Origin of the sequence: Arthrobacter sp. NPDC080073, from assembly GCF_040686575.1 — a bacterium.
Classification (GTDB): domain Bacteria; phylum Actinomycetota; class Actinomycetes; order Actinomycetales; family Micrococcaceae; genus Arthrobacter.
Window position 1 is genome coordinate 1 of record NZ_JBFBKR010000021.1, and the last position, 17466, is coordinate 17466.

Annotated in this window: 15 protein-coding genes; 10 read left to right on the plus strand and 5 right to left on the minus strand. The window is 64.6% G+C overall.

Features of this window, described 5'->3' with window-relative positions; genetic code table 11:
* Positions 1-1128, minus strand: a 1128-nt coding sequence (locus AB0O52_RS19130) for a DUF222 domain-containing protein (RefSeq protein ID WP_364540922.1), incomplete at its 3' end; no start/stop codon positions are given.
* A 742-nt stretch (positions 1129-1870) separates the two neighbouring features.
* Here AB0O52_RS19130 and pdxS point away from each other — a divergent pair.
* On the plus strand, positions 1871-2797 hold the full coding sequence (pdxS, locus tag AB0O52_RS19135) for a pyridoxal 5'-phosphate synthase lyase subunit PdxS (protein WP_306959754.1): 927 nt from the start codon (positions 1871-1873) through the stop codon (positions 2795-2797).
* Positions 2798-2998: 201 nt separating this feature from the next.
* Here the strand turns inward: pdxS and AB0O52_RS19140 are convergent, their stop codons facing one another.
* From AB0O52_RS19140 to AB0O52_RS19155, 4 genes are all read right to left on the minus strand, one after another.
* A complete protein-coding gene (locus tag AB0O52_RS19140; RefSeq protein ID WP_364540925.1) occupies positions 2999-3178 on the minus strand; it encodes a hypothetical protein in 180 nt (59 codons plus the stop codon).
* 152 nt (positions 3179-3330) lie between these two features.
* A complete protein-coding gene (locus AB0O52_RS19145) occupies positions 3331-5343 on the minus strand; it encodes a M3 family metallopeptidase (protein ID WP_364540928.1) in 2013 nt (670 codons plus the stop codon).
* A gap of 81 nt (positions 5344-5424) precedes the next feature.
* On the minus strand, positions 5425-6177 hold the full coding sequence (locus tag AB0O52_RS19150) for a glutamine amidotransferase (protein WP_364540930.1): 753 nt from the start codon (positions 6175-6177) through the stop codon (positions 5425-5427).
* The gene (locus tag AB0O52_RS19155; RefSeq protein ID WP_364540932.1) at positions 6174-7469 is read right to left on the minus strand and encodes a MurT ligase domain-containing protein; all 1296 of its coding nucleotides are present in this window, start codon (positions 7467-7469) and stop codon (positions 6174-6176) included. The genes AB0O52_RS19150 and AB0O52_RS19155 overlap by 4 nt, the downstream gene beginning before the upstream one ends.
* A 100-nt stretch (positions 7470-7569) precedes the next feature.
* Between AB0O52_RS19155 and pdxT the strand changes: the two genes are divergently transcribed.
* The 9 genes from pdxT to AB0O52_RS19200 all read left to right on the plus strand — a co-directional run bounded on the left by pdxT (position 7570) and on the right by AB0O52_RS19200 (position 17465).
* Entirely contained in the window at positions 7570-8271 is a 702-nt protein-coding gene (pdxT, locus tag AB0O52_RS19160) for a pyridoxal 5'-phosphate synthase glutaminase subunit PdxT (RefSeq protein WP_364540935.1), read from the plus strand.
* A gap of 3 nt (positions 8272-8274) precedes the next feature.
* A complete protein-coding gene (locus AB0O52_RS19165; RefSeq protein WP_364540938.1) occupies positions 8275-9030 on the plus strand; it encodes a YebC/PmpR family DNA-binding transcriptional regulator in 756 nt (251 codons plus the stop codon).
* Positions 9031-9075: 45 nt separating this feature from the next.
* The gene (ruvC, locus tag AB0O52_RS19170; RefSeq protein WP_364540941.1) at positions 9076-9654 is read left to right on the plus strand and encodes a crossover junction endodeoxyribonuclease RuvC; all 579 of its coding nucleotides are present in this window, start codon (positions 9076-9078) and stop codon (positions 9652-9654) included.
* A 104-nt stretch (positions 9655-9758) separates the two neighbouring features.
* Complete coding sequence (gene ruvA, locus AB0O52_RS19175) at positions 9759-10403, plus strand: Holliday junction branch migration protein RuvA (protein WP_364540944.1); 645 nt, start codon at positions 9759-9761, stop codon at positions 10401-10403.
* On the plus strand, positions 10396-11472 hold the full coding sequence (gene ruvB / locus AB0O52_RS19180) for a Holliday junction branch migration DNA helicase RuvB (protein WP_364540947.1): 1077 nt from the start codon (positions 10396-10398) through the stop codon (positions 11470-11472). The genes ruvA and ruvB overlap by 8 nt, the downstream gene beginning before the upstream one ends.
* 190 nt (positions 11473-11662) lie before the next feature.
* Positions 11663-12046 (plus strand): preprotein translocase subunit YajC, encoded by a 384-nt coding sequence (yajC, locus tag AB0O52_RS19185; RefSeq protein WP_364540950.1) that lies wholly within the window; start codon positions 11663-11665, stop codon positions 12044-12046.
* Between the two features lie 109 nt (positions 12047-12155).
* Positions 12156-13910 carry a protein translocase subunit SecD gene (gene secD / locus AB0O52_RS19190; protein WP_364540953.1) on the plus strand — a complete coding sequence of 585 codons (1755 nt, stop codon included), beginning with the start codon at positions 12156-12158 and terminating at the stop codon, positions 13908-13910.
* Complete coding sequence (secF, locus tag AB0O52_RS19195) at positions 13910-14923, plus strand: protein translocase subunit SecF (protein ID WP_364540956.1); 1014 nt, start codon at positions 13910-13912, stop codon at positions 14921-14923. Before secD ends, secF begins: the two co-directional genes overlap by 1 nt.
* A gap of 148 nt (positions 14924-15071) precedes the next feature.
* Complete coding sequence (locus AB0O52_RS19200; RefSeq protein WP_364540959.1) at positions 15072-17465, plus strand: bifunctional (p)ppGpp synthetase/guanosine-3',5'-bis(diphosphate) 3'-pyrophosphohydrolase; 2394 nt, start codon at positions 15072-15074, stop codon at positions 17463-17465.
* The last annotated feature ends 1 nt before the right edge of the window (position 17466 follow it).

Consider the following 17466-nt stretch of genomic DNA (forward strand, 5'->3'; position numbering starts at 1 on the left):
CGGCCGATGTCCAGGACGCGGCCCTCGCTGCCGAGCAGGACGGGGATGATGTCCGCGTCGCAGGCGATCTTGCGGATGACCGAGGGGTGGATCGGTCCCTGGAACGTGGACGCGCCGCTGCTGAGGCGGGGGGCCGGCGGGCGTTCCGCGTTCGGGGCGCCCGCGTTCGAGGCGCCCGAGGAGGTCTTGGTAGTCGATGGTCACCATCACCTGGGGCCGGAGGCCGCCGTTCGCGGGCAGTCCGCCGGTGGCCAGGGCCACGGCGCAGGCGCCGGTGAGTCCGTCCAGGAGTTTCTGGGCCCGGGAGCGGCGGTCCAACGGCGGGTGGCCGGTCCCGGCGCCGGCGGCGGTGCCATCGGTGCCGGTGCCGGCGGTGTCGGTGTCGGGCTGCAGGCGCGGGTTGGCGGCGGTGTTCATGGCGGTGGCGAGGGTTTCGAATTGTTCGGCGGTGGCGAAGATTTCCAGGTGGTGCAGGCCGCGGCAGGGTTTGCGGATGAACGCTCCCTGGCGGTGGCGCAGTTCCTCCTCGCCGGGTTCGGTTCCGTCCTGGTCGATGGCATCGACCCAGCGCCTGGCCATCCGGGAGACGAAATCGGGGTCGCTTTGGGCCGCGGTGCTGGTCAGGGACTGTTCCATCTGCCGGGCGGTTTCCGCGTCCGCGAGGTGCCGTACCTGGTCCAGGGCCGTGCTGATCACGGTGGCCGAGCGGGACGGCACGGCTGCCGAGGACAGGGCCGCGGCGAGCACCTCGTGCCGGGCGGGGACGTCCTGCCCGGCGATCCCGGTCTGCGGGAGCGCGACGGCGGCCAGTGCGAGCCGGCGCCTGGCTTCGCCGATGCCGATCCGCAGCCTGGCGCGCAGGAATTCGGCCGCGTTCCGGTACCCGTCATCGACCGCGTCGGCCGCCTCCGCAACGCAGGCTGCTGCCGGGAGGCTGGCGGAGCCTTCCGGGCCGGACGCGGCTGCAGCGTCGGCTTCAGTTCCCGCCTCCGCCGCGGGTGTGGTATCGGCTTCCGCGGCCGTGGGCTCCGTCCAGCCGGTCCGCCACCCCGGCACCGGGGATGACTGCCGTGCCGCCTGGGCTTCGCTCCGGGTACGCTCCACGGCCCCGGCCGCGACGAGCTGCAAAAACTCGACGGTGCGGGAGATCTCCTCGACCGTGCCGGCGAATCGGCGGCATCACGGAAACCGAACACGCGGGCCTCGGAGACGGCCGCAGTGCGCAGCGCATCCATCGCCGCCAGGGCCTGGTCAAGGGCTGTTGCCGGCGGCAGCGCGGCCCGCGGCGGCACGGCGGCCGGGCTTTGCTGCCCGGCATGCCAGGCAGGAACGGGCATCAGGCGGCGGGACAAACGTCCCAACGCCGCAATCCCGACCTCGGACGGGACTGCCCGACGTGCCGCGAGTTGACCGATGCCTTCCATGAATAAACCCTGTCACGGGGGTCTGACATTTAAGGCCCCCCGCGCTGCCGATCGACGCCGTGAAAAGCGAAACAAGGAAAACACGTCTCAAAAATCAGGTGTTGAGGTCCCAATGAACCCGGATCGCCTCGGCGATGGGGCCGCTGACGCACTCACAATTGCCGAAGACAGATTCCCCCGCCTTCACTCCGGCGACGAATGTGATGCCGGTAATTGGTACCTGAAGTATCACGACACGCCGGGCCCGTATCAGGCGGTCTGCGGCGTCCACCGGTGTCAGTGGAACTGCGTGGCCGAAGCTGGTAATCAAGTACGACGGGCACAGCGCAGGGGACTAGTATTGAAGGTACTTGGTCAATGTGACCTGGAAATCCGGTGTGCGCTGTGTGTGGCCCCTGTCCGCCTGCGCCCCGGCCAAGGTCTTCTATCTACCCATAGGGGTTTTTGTGTCTACACCTGATGTAAGCAACGAAGCCGGTTCGTCCGCAGCCAGCGTTACGGGCAGCAGCCGCGTCAAGCGCGGCATGGCCGAGATGCTCAAGGGCGGCGTCATCATGGACGTCGTCAACGTCGAGCAGGCCCGCATCGCCGAAGATGCCGGTGCCGTGGCCGTCATGGCGCTCGAGCGGGTTCCCGCCGACATCCGCGCCCAGGGCGGCGTGTCCCGCATGTCGGACCCGGACATGATCGACCAGATCATCGCCGCCGTGTCCATCCCCGTCATGGCCAAGGCCCGCATCGGCCACTTCGTCGAGGCGCAGGTCCTGCAGTCCTTGGGCGTGGACTACATCGACGAGTCCGAGGTCCTGACCCCGGCCGACTACACCCACCACATCGACAAGTGGAACTTCACGGTTCCGTTCGTCTGCGGTGCCACCAACCTCGGCGAGGCGCTGCGTCGCATCAACGAGGGCGCAGCGATGATCCGTTCCAAGGGCGAGGCCGGCACCGGCGACGTTTCCAACGCGACCACCCACATGCGCCAGATCCGTGCCGAGATCCTGCGGCTCTCCACCCTGCCCGAGGACGAACTGTACGTCGCGGCCAAGGAACTGCAGGCCCCGTACGAGCTCGTCAAGGAAATCGCCGCGACCGGCAAGCTCCCCGTGGTGCTGTTCACCGCCGGCGGCATCGCCACCCCGGCCGACGCCGCCATGATGATGCAGCTCGGTGCGGACGGCGTGTTCGTCGGTTCGGGCATCTTCAAGTCCGGCAACCCGGCCCAGCGTGCCGCCGCCGTCGTGAAGGCCACCACCTTCTTCGATGACCCCGACGTCATCGCCAAGGTCTCCCGCGGCCTGGGCGAAGCCATGGTGGGCATCAACGTCGAGGAAATCCCCGAACCCCACCGCCTCGCCGAGCGCGGCTGGTAAGTCTCGCCGTAGGGGAGAGCGCCGGACGGCGCTGATCCTCGGCGTGCTTGATTGGCGCGCCTGATGCCGCGCTGGACGGCGCTGATCCTCGGCGTGCTTGATTGGCGCGCCTGATGCCGCGCTGGACGGCGCTGATCCTCGGCGTGCTATTCCCCGCGATCCGCTGCCGCGGCTTTGCCGCGACTCGGGGCGGGGGCCCTTTTACGCACGCTGCCGGATCACACCGTCCATCGCCTCGCGCTGCCGGATCACACCGTCCATCGCCTCGCGCTGCCGGATCACACCGTCCATCGCCTCGCGCTGCCGGATCACACCGTCCATCGCCGCACGCTGCCGGATCACACCGTCCATCGCCGCACGCTGCCGGATCACACCGTCCATCGCCGCACGCTGCCGCTAAGCACGACGCCGGCCGGTCACCTTCCACGGTGACCGGCCGGCGTCGTGCATTAACCCAAGTAACTCGCAATTGATGTCGTTATGAGGCTCCATAACGACACCTACTGCCAGTCAGTTAGGTAGGGCGAGCGCTGCTACTCGAGTCCTCGGCGTTTGAGGAGCGGATCCAGGGAGGCATCGCGTCCCCTGAGTGCGCGAAAGGATTCCAACGGATCGCGGCTGTTGCCGCGGGAGAGCAGTTCCGAGCGGAATCGTTCGCCGTTGCCGCGCAGAAGCCCGCCGTTTTCCGTGAACCAGTCCACCGTTTCCGCGTCCAGCACTTCACTCCAGATGTACGAGTAATACCCGGCTGCGTAGAAGTCCCCGGCGAAGATGTGCTGGAAGTACCCCGAGCGATACCGGGGCGGTATGAGGGAATGCGCCACGCCGGCCGCAGCCAATGCCTTGGCTTCGAAGTCCTGGGCATCCTGGGGAACGCCGTCTGCCTCCAGCACGTGCCAGGCCAGGTCCAAAAGGGCGGCGCCGAGGTACTCCGTAGTCGCGAAACCTTCGCCCCAGAGCTTGGACCCGTTGAGGCGTTCAACGATGTCGTGGGGGAGCGGTTCGCCGGTGGCGTGGTGCCGTGCGTAGTTGCCGATTATCCCGGGCCACATGATCCACATCTCGTTGACCTGTGACGGATACTCCACGAAGTCCCGGGGGACCGAAGTTCCGGAAAACCGGGGATACGTGACGTTGGAGAAGAGCCCGTGCAAGGCATGGCCAAACTCGTGGAATGCGGTCCGGACCTCGTCCAGGGTGAGAAGGGTCGGTTCTCCGGCTGGCGGCTTGGAGATGTTCAGGTTGTTGATCACTACTGGCTTGGTACCCAGCAGTGCTGATTGTTCGACGAGCGAGTTCATCCAGGCGCCGCCGCGCTTGGAGTCACGCGCGTAGTAGTCGCCCAGGAATAGGCCCAGCTCGGAGCCGTCCTCGTTTCGTACTTCCCAGACGCGGACGTCGGGGTGGTACCCCTTGAGGTCTTGCCGCTCGTGGAAAGTAATGCCAAAAAGGCTCGTGGCTGCGAAGAACACGCCGTCCACCAGCACCCGGTCCAATTCGAAATAGGGCCGTAGCAGCTGCTCGTCCACCTCGTACCGTTCCCGCCGGACTTTCGAGGAGTAGTACGCCCAGTCCCACGCTTCCAGCGGGTGCCCTGCGCTCTGCGCCAAGGCAGCCGCTTCGGCGTCCGCGTTGCGGATGGCAGCGGGAGCGAGCCGGTTGAGCATCGCCTGCACGGCCGCGAAATCGGGTGCGGTCTGGCGGTCGATGACCAGTTCGGCATAGTTGCCGAACCCGAGAAGGGCCGCCTTCTCGGCCCTCAAACGCGCCATCGCCTTCGCCAGTTCGAGCACGTCCAGGCTGCCGCCGTCGCTGCCCCGCGCGATGGACGCCTCATAGAGGCGGCGCCGGAGCTCGCGGTTCTGCAAAGAAGCCAATGCGGGCTGGTTGCTCGGCTGGATGAGGGTCAGGAGGTATTTCCCCTCGTGTCCGGCAGTGCGTGCCGCCTCGGCGGCGCTGGCGATGTCGTCCGCTGGCAGGCCGGCAAGTTCCGTGGCGTCATCGACCAGGAGCGCAGCGGCCTTCATGGCTTCCTTGACGCGTTGCCCGTACTCAGTTCCCAGACGGGAAAGCTCTGCATTGAGGCTCTTGAGCCTTTCCTGGTCATCTTGATCAAGCTGGATCCCGGACTGCCGGAATTCGCGGAGATACTCCTGCACCAGCCGGAGGGATTCATCGTCAAGTCCTGACGTGTCTATGGCTGCGAATCGCTCGTACAGTCCGCGGTTGAGGTAGACCGCGTCCTGGTGGCTCGCGAAACGGGGAGACAGCTCGGTTTCGAGTTCGCGGATGGCCTCGGAGGCATCGGCGGAAACCAGTGTGAAGAAAGCTGCCGCCGCCCGCTCCAGCAGGCGGCCGGAGCGTTCCATCGCTACCGCCGTGTTTTCGAAGGATGCAGGCTCCGGATTGTCCACTATGGACTGGATCTCGGCCAGGTGCCCAGCGAGGCCGGCATCGACTGCTTCGGCGTAGTGGCTGTCCTGGATCGTTCCGAAGGGAGGCAATCCGAAGGGAAGGGTGCTCGGCTCCAAGAGAGGGTTCGTCATGAAGCAACCCTTTCATGCAGGGCGCCCGCCCACAACGCTTTTGCCGGTGTTAGCCGGTGTCAGCGCGGTGTTGGCGAGGTGTTAGCGCGGCCGCCGCGCCGCATGTTCGCGCGCGAGCCGGGCGAAGCCGTCGTCGGGCGTTCCGGGGACGAAAGTGCCGTATTTGCGTTCGACGGCGGTCCGGATCAGGAAATCGGCGATCGCAGGGTTCTTGGGAAGCAAGGAACCGTGCAGGTAGCTGGCGACCACATTCCGGTGCCGGGCGCCTTCATGGTTGTCTTTGCTGTTGTTCCCGGCACCCTTGGAGACGGTGCCGAGGGGCTCGACGCCGGGACCGAGGGAGGTCTGTCCGCTGTGGTTTTCGTAGCCCATGATTTCGCCGAACTCCGGTGAGGTGAGCGTGACGTTTCCGATGAGGCGTTCATCGGAGCCGACCGTCTCGACATCCAGGATGCCGATGCCGGGGATGATGGGGCCGGCCTTGGTCTTGAAGAACTTCCCGAAGAGCTGGTAGAGCCCGCAGATGACCAGCATGGGGGTTCCATCCTCGGCCATCTCGCGGAGTTGCCCGGCGCGTGCCTGGAGATCGTCCTGGATGACTAGCTGCCCGCTGTCCTGGCCACCGCCGCCCACAATGAGATCCACATCTTCGGGGAAGTCGTCGCCCACGTTGTACTCAAGGAGCTCAGGCGTGTAACCGTGCCAGCGCAAGCGCTGCCGCAGGACGAGCGCGTTGCCCCAGTCGCCGTAGATGTTCATGTCACGCGGATACAGCTGGAGGACCCGGATGGTGCCCTTGCTCGCGTGAACGGCGGCGTCTTCGGCCGGGGTCATGAGACCACCTCTACTGTGGTGATTTTGGAGAGTTCGCGCCGGATGGCCAGCATCGCGGTGTACGTGCAGAACACGCGTTTCGGCTTTCCCGCCGACCCGCGGATGAATTCAGCCAGCGCGGCGGGGATGTCCGTGTCCACTGAACCGAAGCGGACCTCGTCGTACTGGAGGCGCAGGGCCATGTCGTAGGCGCGGACGCCGCTGAGGACCTCGACGCCGTCCTCGCGCAAGGATTCGAAGTCAACGTCCCAGAGCCACGACATGTCGCGGCCGTCGGCATAGTTGTCGTTGATGGCGATCATGGACGCGTAGCCTTTCGCCGGGAACGACTTCAGGCCCAGACGGAAACCGCTCGGGTTCTTCACCAGCACCAACTCAAGGGGCTGGCCATCCACCGTCAGGCTCTCCCCGCGGCCAAATGCCGGAGCGACCTCGGAAAGCGCCTTGACCAGCTTGGCAGCGTCGCCGGGCCTTCCGCTTGCACCGGTGATGCTCCTGGCGAGCACTAATGCGGCGGCGGCATTGAAGATGTTGTAGACGCCGCGGAGTTTCATGTGCGTCGACACGCTGGTTCCGTCGAACTCGAAGTCGGCGTCGTCGGCACCGACCCGGCGGAGTACGACGTCGGCCGCCGGGGAGTCGGGAACGTCGCCGCGGGGTGTGGTTCCCTGAGCCGCGGACCGCATCTCGTCGTCGTTCGGGAAGGTGCTACGGAGCGATTCGTCCAATCCGAAGTACAGCACCTCGGCGCCGCTGACGGCTTCGGCAATACGGGCTACCCGGGGGTCTTCGCGGTTCAGGACCACGGTGCCGGTGGTGCGCTCGGCGATGCGCTGGAGAAGCATCGCGGTGGCGTCGATTTCGCCGAAGCGGTCCAGTTGGTCCCGCAGGACATTGAGGAGGAGGCAGTAGCGCGGCGGCACCTTGTTCACGAAATGCACGGCATGTGCTTCGTCGAGCTCCAATACCGCGACGTCGGCGTCCAACTTTCCGCGCCAGTCCACCTCACCCAGGAGGGCAGCTGCCACCCCACGGGTGAAGTTGCTGCCCGTCCGGTTGGTGAAGACCTTCAGGCCCTGGCTTTCCAGGAGCTCCACCACCATTTTCGTGGTGGTCGTCTTGCCATTGGTTCCGCTCACCACTGCCACGCCGTGGGGGAGCGAGGACAGAGTCCTCTGCATGAAGCCGGGGTCGATCTTCTCAACCACGAGGCCAGGCAACGCCGAACCCCCGCCGCGCAGCCGGGACACAGCACGGACCAGCTTGCCGAGTGGAACGGTGAACGAAAACATGCTCTGTAATATATCCCAGTTGGTGCATAAACCACGTGCCGTAGGCCTGCCTCGGGTTGGCGGGGAGATCCCGGCAGTGGCAGCGCATTATGATGGTCTAATGACCAATCCCCCTTCCGAGGCGTCATCAAGCGTGGGCTCGGGCCTGCGCATCGGCGTCCTCGCACTACAAGGCGATTTTCGTGAGCACATCCACGCCGTCGAAGCGGCCGGTGCCACCGGCGTCGGCATCCGGCGTCCGGCGGAACTCGACGACATAGACGGCCTCATCATCCCCGGCGGTGAGTCGACCACCATCGACAAGCTCGCGCGCATCATTGAACTCGCCGATCCCATCCGCAAGCAGATCGCGTCAGGCCTGCCGGTCTACGGATCCTGCGCTGGCATGATCCTGCTGGCGGACGACATCGCCGATCCCGCCACGGACCTTGCCGGAAATCCCCAGCAGACCTTCGGTGGATTGGACATCACGGTCCGTCGCAACGCCTTCGGCCGGCAGCGCGAGTCTTTCGAAACCGACCTTGACTTCAAAGGCCTCGAGTTCAGCGCCGGCGAGTCCGGCGTCGACCCCGTCCACGCCGTCTTCATCCGCGGACCGTGGGTGGAACGCGTTGGTCCCGGCGTCGAAATCCTTGCCCAGGTGGAACCGGGAAAAGCCACCCACACGGACACTTTGCACGGGTTGGCTAGAATTGTTGCAGTGCGCTCAGGTCGGTTGCTGGCCACCTCCTTCCACCCGGAAGTGACTGGGGAGAAGCGCGTGCATGAATTGTTTATTCGAATGATCAGAGGGGAAGTTTAAAGCATGTCAGGCCACTCCAAATGGGCGACGACCAAGCACAAGAAGGCCATCCTCGATAGCCGCCGGGCCAAGTCGTTCGCCAAACTGATCAAGAACATCGAAGTCGCGGCCCGCATGGGCGGACCGGACCTTGCCGGCAACCCCAGCCTGGAACTGGCTGTCACGAAAGCCAAGAAGACATCGGTCCCCGCTGACAACATCGACCGCGCCATCAAGCGCGGAGCCGGCCTGACCGGCGAAGTGGTCGACTACACGGAGATCATGTACGAAGCCCGGGGCCCGCAGGGTTCCGCCCTCCTGATCGAATGCCTCACGGACAACAAGAACCGCGCTGCGTCCGAGGTCCGGCTGGCTATCTCCCGCAACGGCGGCACCATTGCCGACCCGGGCTCCGTAAGCTACTTGTTCACCCGCAAGGGCGTCGTCAACCTTCCCAAGAACGGGCTCAGCGAAGACGACATCCTGATGGCCGTGCTCGACGCCGGCGCCGAGGAAGTCAAGGACAGCGGCGAGAACTGGGAAATCCACTCGGAGCCCACCGACCTCCCGGCCATCCGCGAAGCCCTCAAGGAAGCCGGCATCGAGTACGAGACGGACGAAGCCGAATTCGTCCCTTCAATGCAGGTGCCCCTGGACCTCGACGGCGCCAAGAAGTTCATGAAGCTCGTCGATGCCCTCGAGGATCTCGACGACGTCCAGAACGTGTACACCAACGCGGACATGAGCGAGGAAGTCCAGGCTGCGCTCGAAGCCGAGTAGCGCCCTCTTGCAACACAGCTTCATAACAACCAGGGAGGCCCGGACTTGACTCTTCGCGTATTGGGAGTCGATCCGGGCCTCACCCGTTGCGGCATCGGAGTGGTCGACGTCGAACGGAACCGCCGCGCCACGATGGTTGCGGTCTGCGTCGTGGGAACCTCCCCGGAACAATCATTGGACCAGCGTTTGCTGGTCATCGCCACGGCCATCGATGAATGGCTGGACCTGTACAAACCCGACGTTCTCGCGGTCGAACGGGTGTTCTCCCAGCTGAACGTCAGTACCGTCATGGGCGTCGCGCAGGCGTCCGGCGTGGTCATCGCGGCTGCTGCGCGGCGCGGCATCCCGGTGGCGCTCCACACGCCGTCGGAGGTCAAAGCTGCCGTCACGGGAAGCGGCACCTCCAACAAGGAAGCGGTGACAAAACTCATCACCAAGATCCTGCGTCTGGACGCCCCGCCGCGCCCGGCCGACGCCGCGGACGCTTTGGCCCTCGCAGTCACCCACGCGTGGCGGGCCGGCAGCGGTGCCGCCGTTGCTACTACCGGACCAGGGAGCAGTGCGTTGACTCCCGCCCAGCGAGCGTGGGCTGAAGCCGAAGCGAAAGCGCGCCGCGCCCGGTAATTGTCCCTGGCCCTTGCTAGGGTATTCGTAGATATGTTCGGATAGCCCCGCGCGTGTTGGATGCGATCGCAGCATGCACGGGGCAGTACTTCAGGAGCCGGGTCTTGATCAGTTTTCTCCGCGGAACCGTGGCGCACGTCAGTCTCTCCACGGCCGTCATCGATCTCAACGGTGCCGGAATGAGTGTCTACGCCACGCCCCAAACCCTCAGCCACCTGCATGTCGGCGAGGAAGCGAAGCTGTTCACCTCGTTGATCGTCAGGGAGGACTCCCTGACGCTTTTCGGTTTCTCGAACGACGACGAACGGGAAGTTTTCGATGTCCTGCTCAGCGTGAGCGGGGTGGGGCCGCGGCTGGCCCTCGCAGTCCTGGCCGTCCATGAGCCCGAAGCGATCCGGGTGGCCGCCCATTCCGGTGACGCCAAGTCCTTTACCAAGGTGCCCGGCATCGGGCCGAAGGTGGCCGGCAGGATCGTCCTGGAGCTTGCGGGCAAACTCGTTCCCCACGGCACCGCGCCGGGGGCTGCCCCGGCCGTGGCCGTCGAGTCGGTCTGGAAGCCGCAGGTGGTCGCCGCGATGACAAGCCTCGGATGGTCGGAGAAGGACGCCGCAGGCAGCATCGACAAGGCGATGGCCGATTCCCCGGAACTTGCCGATGCCGGCAACGTCGCACAGATCCTGCGTGCAACCCTTCGCTGGCTTGGGCAGGACGGAGCCCGTGCGGGAAACCGGGTAGGCAGCCGTGGCTGAGCAATCCCTCGTTACCGGGGGAGAGGAACCCGAAGAGCGCATCATCGAGGCCGCACTGCGCCCGAAGAACCTGCACGACTTCGTTGGCCAGCACCGTGTGCGCAAGCAACTCTCGCTCGTACTGGAGGCCTCCAGGATGCGCGGCCGCAGCGCGGACCACGTCCTGCTCTCGGGCCCCCCAGGGCTGGGCAAGACCACACTCTCCATGATCATCGCCGCCGAGATGAACGCTCCCTTGCGCATCAGCAGCGGGCCGGCCATCCAGCACGCCGGAGACCTCGCTGCGATCCTCTCCTCGCTCTCCGAGGGCGAAGTGCTCTTCCTCGACGAAATCCACCGGATGTCCCGGCCCGCAGAGGAAATGCTGTACATGGCCATGGAAGATTTCCGGGTGGACATCGTGGTGGGCAAGGGTGCCGGGGCAACTGCGATTCCGCTTGAGCTGCCGCCTTTCACCCTCGTGGGTGCCACCACGCGGGCTGGGCTGCTGCCTGGACCGCTGCGTGACCGCTTCGGTTTCACCGGGCATTTGGAGTTCTATTCCGTGGCCGAGCTTGAACTGGTTCTGCGTCGCTCGGCCGGACTGCTTGATTTGAAGGTCAACTCGGCCGGCTTCAGCGAGATCGCGGGCCGTTCCCGTGGAACTCCGCGTATTGCAAACCGGCTGCTGCGCCGTGTCCGGGACTGGGCTTTGGTCCACGGAATCGAGCAGATTGATGCCCGTGCCGCCTCCGCGGCGTTGGACATGTATGAGGTGGACCAACGTGGTTTGGACCGCCTGGACCGTGCCGTACTGGAGGCCTTGATCCTCAAGTTCAACGGTGGTCCCGTGGGGCTCTCCACCCTCGCGATCGCGGTCGGGGAGGAGCCGGAGACCGTCGAGACGGTGGCTGAGCCATATCTGGTGCGCGAGGGCCTTTTGGGGCGGACGCCGCGGGGCAGGATTGCCATGGCGTCCGCGTGGACCCACCTTGGTTACGCGGTGCCGGCAGGAGTGTTCGGGCAGGACCCGCTGGCGTTGTTCGAGGACAGCCAAAACGGGGCAGAAAGCATCGACACCGGCCGTTAGCACAATCCATTCAGCTTAACCCTCTAGACTGGTATGACACTCGGCACGTTCGAGTCCTTGGTTCTGTGCCCGCCCGTCGGAGCATTGTGCGGCCAGGTGGGCGAAAGCTCCACGGTCGCCGGATCCACCGGGCAGACATGGCCGTGAAACCAAAAACGTAAGTAAAGAACGGAACTTCCCTGTGGATCCAATGACAATCCTGCTGTTCGCCATGCTCGGCGTCTTCATCTTCATGATGTTCCGCCGCAACAAGAAGACGCAACAACAGCAGGCCAAGCTGCAGTCCCAGTTCGCCCCCGGCGTTGACGTCATGACCAGTTTCGGACTGTTCGGCCGAATCGTCTCGATGGACGACGCGGAGAACAAAGTTGTCCTTGAACTCTCTCCGGGCAACCTCGCCACGGTGCACCGCCAGGCCGTTACCAAGATTGTTGAGCCCGTCGAGGAGGCCCCGGTTGACGTCCCGGACGACGCGTCGTCGCTGACGGCCGCAGATGCCGATGCACCGGCATCCGTGGAGACCCCGGAGGAAACCCTCAAGCGCCTCAACGATGAAGGCAAGAAGGACAACTAGCCCGTACCCGCTCTACAAGCGGGAATAGTTCTACGGCAATGAATCGCCGCCGGCCTGCGCTTACCAGTGCACGTCGGCGGCTGTTCCGTCATCAACAGGAAGATCGAACATGGCACGAACCGGCCACAAAAATGCAGCCCGCAGGGTGCTGATCTGGCTTGTCGCAATATTCGCTGTACTGACAGCAGTCCTCGGTGGCGGCGTCATCACTGGTCACGCCAGCTGGGCCCCGAAGCTCGCGCTTGACCTTGAGGGCGGCACGCAAATGATTCTCGCGCCCAAGGTCGAAGGATCCACCGGCATCAACGAAGAACAGTTGAACCAGGCCGTCGCGATTATCCGCCAACGTGTTGACAGCTCCGGTGTCGCCGAAGCGGAAATCACCACGCAGTCCGGCCGCAACGTCGTGGTAAGCCTCCCCGGGACGCCAAGTTCGGAAACCCGTGCCCTGATCCAGGCATCTGCCGACATGAACTTCCGCCCGGTGATCACCACCGGAGACCCTGCGCCCGTTCCGGAAGCCTCGCGGACTCCGGATGCAAGCCTGCCCAAGCCCACGGCCGCGCCGACCAACGCCAGCGACAGCAACTGGGTGACAGCGGACGTCTACAAGGCCTTTGAAGCCCTGGACTGCGTCCATCCCTCCCAGGACAAGCAGCCGCGGTCAGATCCCGCCAAGCCGCTGGTGACCTGCGAGCCGGCAACGGCCAAAACTCCTGCAGTCAAGTACATCCTTGGCCCGGTCGAGGTGAAGGGCCAGGACATCGTGTCCTCCTCCTTCGATCCCGTCCAGGGCGCACAGGGCTCGGTCACCAATGCGTGGGGCGTGACGATCACGTTCGATGCCAACGCCACCAAGACCTTCAAGGACGTTACCCAGAGGCTCAACCAGTTCTACGTGGCATCGCAGGCGCAGGGCGGCAACGACCCCAAAGCCCAGTTCGCCATCGTCCTGGATGACCAGGTCATTTCCGCACCTCGTGCCCTCGCCGTCATCACCGATGGCAAGCCGCAGATCACCGGCAACTTCACGCAGGCGTCCGCGCAGGCTTTGTCGGACCAGCTTCGTTACGGCGCTTTGCCCATCAGCTTCGATATCCAGTCCGAAGAACAGATTTCCGCCACCCTTGGTGGGGAGCAGCTGCGTCTCGGCCTGCTGGCCGGTGTGATCGGGCTCCTGCTCGTGGTGGTCTATTCGCTCTTCCAGTACCGGGCCTTGGGCTTCGTCACGATCCTCTCCCTCGTGGTGGCCGGCGGACTCACCTACTTGGCCATCGCGATCCTTGGCTGGACTGAGAACTACCGGCTGTCCCTGGCCGGCGTGGCTGGCCTCATCGTGGCCATTGGCCAAACAGCCGACTCCTTCATCGTGTACTTCGAGCGCATCCGTGACGAACTTCGTGAGGGCAAGGGCCTCGTGTCCGCCGTCGCGAACGGGTGGAAGCGCGCCAAGCGCACGGTCCTTGCATCCAAGGCCGTCAACCTGCTCGCTGCCGTGGTGCTGTACTTCGTCGCTGTTGGCAACGTCCGCGGCTTCGCCTTCACCCTTGGCCTCACTGCACTGGCGGACCTCATGGTCGTGTTCATGTTCACGCACCCCACGCTGCAGATGCTGGCCCGGACCAAGTTCTTCGGGGAAGGGCACCGCTTCTCCGGCCTGGACCCCGAGCGCCTGGGCGCCGTGCCGCTGTACCGCGGTGCCGGCAGGCTCCGCACGCCGACCGAGAAGCCCGCCGTCGTGCGCGCCCGCAACACCGGTGCCGCCGCGGAAGCCGAGCGCCGCATGACCATCGCCGAGCGCCGGCTTGCCGAGAAGCAAGCCCAGCTGGCTGGTTCTTCCAACGGCACCAAGGAGGAGAAGTAATGACCACGAGCTTCGCAAAGTTCGGCAACGAGCTCTACACGGGCAAGCGCTCTTACAACTTCGTATCCAGCAAGAAGATCTGGTTCATCATTGCCGCAGTCGCGGTGGCGATCTCCATCCTCCTGCCGGTGGTCAAGGGCGGCTACAACCTCGGAATCGACTTCCGGGGCGGTTCCGAGTTCACGGTGTCCAACGTGAAGACCACCGAGTCGGCCCCGGGCGAAAAGGCAGTCCACGACGTCGTTCCCGGTGCAGTTCCGCGCGTCGCCAACGTCGCCGGCAGCACCATGCGAATCCAGACCGACAAACTCAGCGATGACCAGACCATCAAGATCAAAACGGATCTCGCGAAGGCCTACGGCGTCACCGAAAACCAAGTCACCTCGACCTTCATCGGCCCCACCTGGGGGCAGGATGTCACCAAGCAGGCACTGATCGGGCTCGCGGTTTTCGTGGGGCTGGCTGCTCTTTTGATGGCTTTGTACTTCCGCACCTGGAAGATGTCGGTATCCGCGCTTGCCGGCATGCTCGTCACGATGTTCTGCACGGCCGGTATCTACTCTCTGAGCGACTTCGAGGTGACACCCTCGGCCATCATCGGCTTCCTGACCGTTCTCAGCTATTCCCTGTACGACACCGTGGTGGTGTTCGACAAGATCCGTGAAAACACCTCGGACATCACCACTTCCAGCCGGCGCACTTTCGCCGAAGAGGTCAACCTCGCCGTCAACCAAACCCTGGTGCGTTCCATCAACACCATGATGGTGGCAGTATTGCCGGTCGCCGCGATTCTCTTCATTGGTGCCGGACTGTTGGGCGCCGGCACGCTCCGGGACCTCTCACTGGCATTGTTCGTCGGCATCCTGATCGGTACCGCGGCAACGATTTTCATCGCGGCTCCGCTTTACGCCTGGCTGCGCCAGAGCGAACCCGACTTGCAGAAGCAGGCCAAGAAGGTAGCTACCCGACGCGCGGCAGCGGCCAGCGCGAGCTCGGAAGCCGCCGCCGTTTAGCCTGGTTTCCCAGTGCAGGGCCGGTCACCGCTGAAGAGCGGTGGCCGGCCCTTTCCGTTCCTGGCTCCGTCATCTGGTTACCGGTTCTTGGACAGGTCTCCGGCGGGAATAGACTGGGAGAATTAAGTCAGTCGTGAGAGGTGCTTTTGTGGAGGAACGTACGACGTCGGCGCCGCCGGCGGGCGGAGAGGACGGCCTGAGCCGCGTGCCCGGCACCGCAACTGCAGCTACGGGAAGCACCGTGGATGGTGTGCCCGTGGACAGCCCGGGCGTGCGCCCGACGTTCCCCGGACGGCGCGAGCGCACACGCTCCAGGCTGGCGAAATTGACTGGACGGGGCACGAGCACCTATTCGCCCATCCTCGAACCGCTCCTGCGTACTGTCAGGGCAAACAACCCCAAGGAAGACCTCGAGCTCATCCAACGGGCCTTCTCCGTCGCCGAGCGCAGCCACCAGGGACAGAAGCGGAAGAGCGGCGATCCGTACATCACGCACCCCGTGGCTGTGGCCACGATCCTGGCTGAATTGGGGCTCACGGGCACAACCCTGGCTGCTGCGCTCCTGCATGACACTGTGGAGGACACTCCCTACACCCTCGCTGACCTGACGCGCGATTTCGGCCCGGAAGTCGCCATGCTCGTGGACGGTGTCACCAAGCTGGACAAGGTCCAGTTCGGTGAAGCGGCACAGTCCGAGACTGTCCGCAAGATGGTCGTCGCCATGGCCAAGGACATCCGTGTGCTGATGATCAAGCTCGCGGACCGGCTGCACAATGCCCGTACGTGGCGCTTTGTTTCCGCTGAATCATCCGCACGCAAAGCGCGCGAAACCCTTGAGATCTTTGCGCCGTTGGCCCACCGCCTCGGCATGAACACCATCAAATGGGAACTTGAGGATCTCTCCTTCGCCGCCCTGTACCCGAAGGTGTATGAAGAAATCGTCCGGATGGTGGGGGACCGCACTCCGGAGCGCGAGAAGAGCCTGAGCGTCATCCGCAACCAGATTGCCGAGGACCTCCGGGTCGCCCGCATCAAGGCCACCATCACGGGCCGGCCCAAGCATTATTACTCGATCTACCAGAAGATGATCGTCCGGGACAAGGACTTCGACGACATCAACGACCTCATGGGCGTGCGGGTCCTCGTGGACTCCGTCCGGGACTGTTACGCGGCTCTTGGTACCTTGCATTCGCGCTGGAACCCGTTGCCGGGGCGGTTCAAGGACTACATCGCCATGCCGAAATTCAATATGTACCAGTCCTTGCACACCACGGTCATCGGGCCTGGGGGCAAGCCCGTCGAGATCCAGATCCGTACGCACGAAATGCACCGCCGGGCCGAGTATGGTGTGGCGGCGCACTGGAAGTACAAGGACCAGCCCAACCGGACCGCCGTTGGCCCGGGGAGCCCCAAGGACGGCGATATGGGCTGGCTGCGTTCGCTGGTGGACTGGCAGCAGGAAACGTCGGATCCGGGCGAATTCCTGGACTCCCTGCGTTTTGAGATCAATGCCCGGGAGGTGTTCGTCTTCACGCCCAAGGGCGAGGTCATGGCCCTTCCCGCAGGATCGACGCCCGTGGACTTCGCCTACGCGGTCCACACGGAAGTCGGTCACCGGACCATCGGGGCCCGCGTCAACGGCAAGCTGGTCCCGCTTAACAGCGAGCTCAACCACGGCGACTGGGTGGAGATCTTCACCTCCAAGGCCGAAGGTGCAGGACCGAGCCAGGACTGGCAGCATTTCGTCAAGAGCGCCAGGGCCCGCAACAAGATCCGGCAGTGGTTCAGCAAGGAACGCCGCGAGGAGGCCATCGAGCGCGGCAAGGACCAACTGACCCGGGCCATGCGCAAGCAGAACCTGCCCTTGCAACGCCTCATGACCCACGACGCCCTGTCCACGGTGGCGGAGGAGTTCCACTACGTCGACATTTCCGGCCTGTATGCCGGGGTGGGCGATGGGCATACTTCGGCCCAATCCGTCATGGAAAAGCTCATGGAGCACCTTGGCGGCCATGAGACTCCCGATGAGGACCTGGACGAAGTCAGTATTCCCTCGCAACTCCAGAAGACCCGGTACTCGGACTCCGGCGTCATTGTGCGCGGTGTAGGGGACGTGTGGGTGAAGCTGGCCCGCTGCTGCACCCCTGTTCCGCCTGATCCGATCCTCGGGTTCGTGACACGCGGTTCGGGCGTGTCGGTACACCGCACGGACTGTACGAACGTCTCGGATCTCCGTGACCAGCCAGATCGTATCGTCGAAGTCGAATGGGCTCCGACCCAATCCAGCGTGTTCCTGGTGGAGATCCAGGTGGAGGCTCTGGACCGGAAGTCGTTGCTCTCGGACGTCACCCGGGTGCTGTCGGAAAACCACGTCAACATCCTGGCTGCTTCCGTGCACACCTCCAGCGACCGGGTTGCCATCTCCCGCTTCGCTTTCGAAATGGGCGATCCGAAGTACCTGCACCACGTGCTCAGTGCCGTACGCAGGATCGACGGCGTTTTCGATGTCTACAGGACCACGGGGAACCGCAGGAGAAGCTGAG

What these genes read in the sequence shown, in the direction of transcription:
- AB0O52_RS19155 (WP_364540932.1), bottom strand. Translation starts at nt 7,469, where the DNA reads ATGTTTTCGTTCACCGTTCCACTCGGCAAGCTGGTCCGTGCTGTGTCC.
- pdxT (WP_364540935.1), top strand. Translation starts at nt 7,570, where the DNA reads ATGACCAATCCCCCTTCCGAGGCGTCATCAAGCGTGGGCTCGGGCCTG.
- secF (WP_364540956.1), top strand. Translation starts at nt 13,910, where the DNA reads ATGACCACGAGCTTCGCAAAGTTCGGCAACGAGCTCTACACGGGCAAG.
- AB0O52_RS19150 (WP_364540930.1), bottom strand. Translation starts at nt 6,177, where the DNA reads ATGACCCCGGCCGAAGACGCCGCCGTTCACGCGAGCAAGGGCACCATC.
- AB0O52_RS19145 (WP_364540928.1), bottom strand. Translation starts at nt 5,343, where the DNA reads ATGACGAACCCTCTCTTGGAGCCGAGCACCCTTCCCTTCGGATTGCCT.
- AB0O52_RS19165 (WP_364540938.1), top strand. Translation starts at nt 8,275, where the DNA reads ATGTCAGGCCACTCCAAATGGGCGACGACCAAGCACAAGAAGGCCATC.
- secD (WP_364540953.1), top strand. Translation starts at nt 12,156, where the DNA reads ATGGCACGAACCGGCCACAAAAATGCAGCCCGCAGGGTGCTGATCTGG.
- yajC (WP_364540950.1), top strand. Translation starts at nt 11,663, where the DNA reads ATGACAATCCTGCTGTTCGCCATGCTCGGCGTCTTCATCTTCATGATG.
- AB0O52_RS19140 (WP_364540925.1), bottom strand. Translation starts at nt 3,178, where the DNA reads ATGGACGGTGTGATCCGGCAGCGTGCGGCGATGGACGGTGTGATCCGG.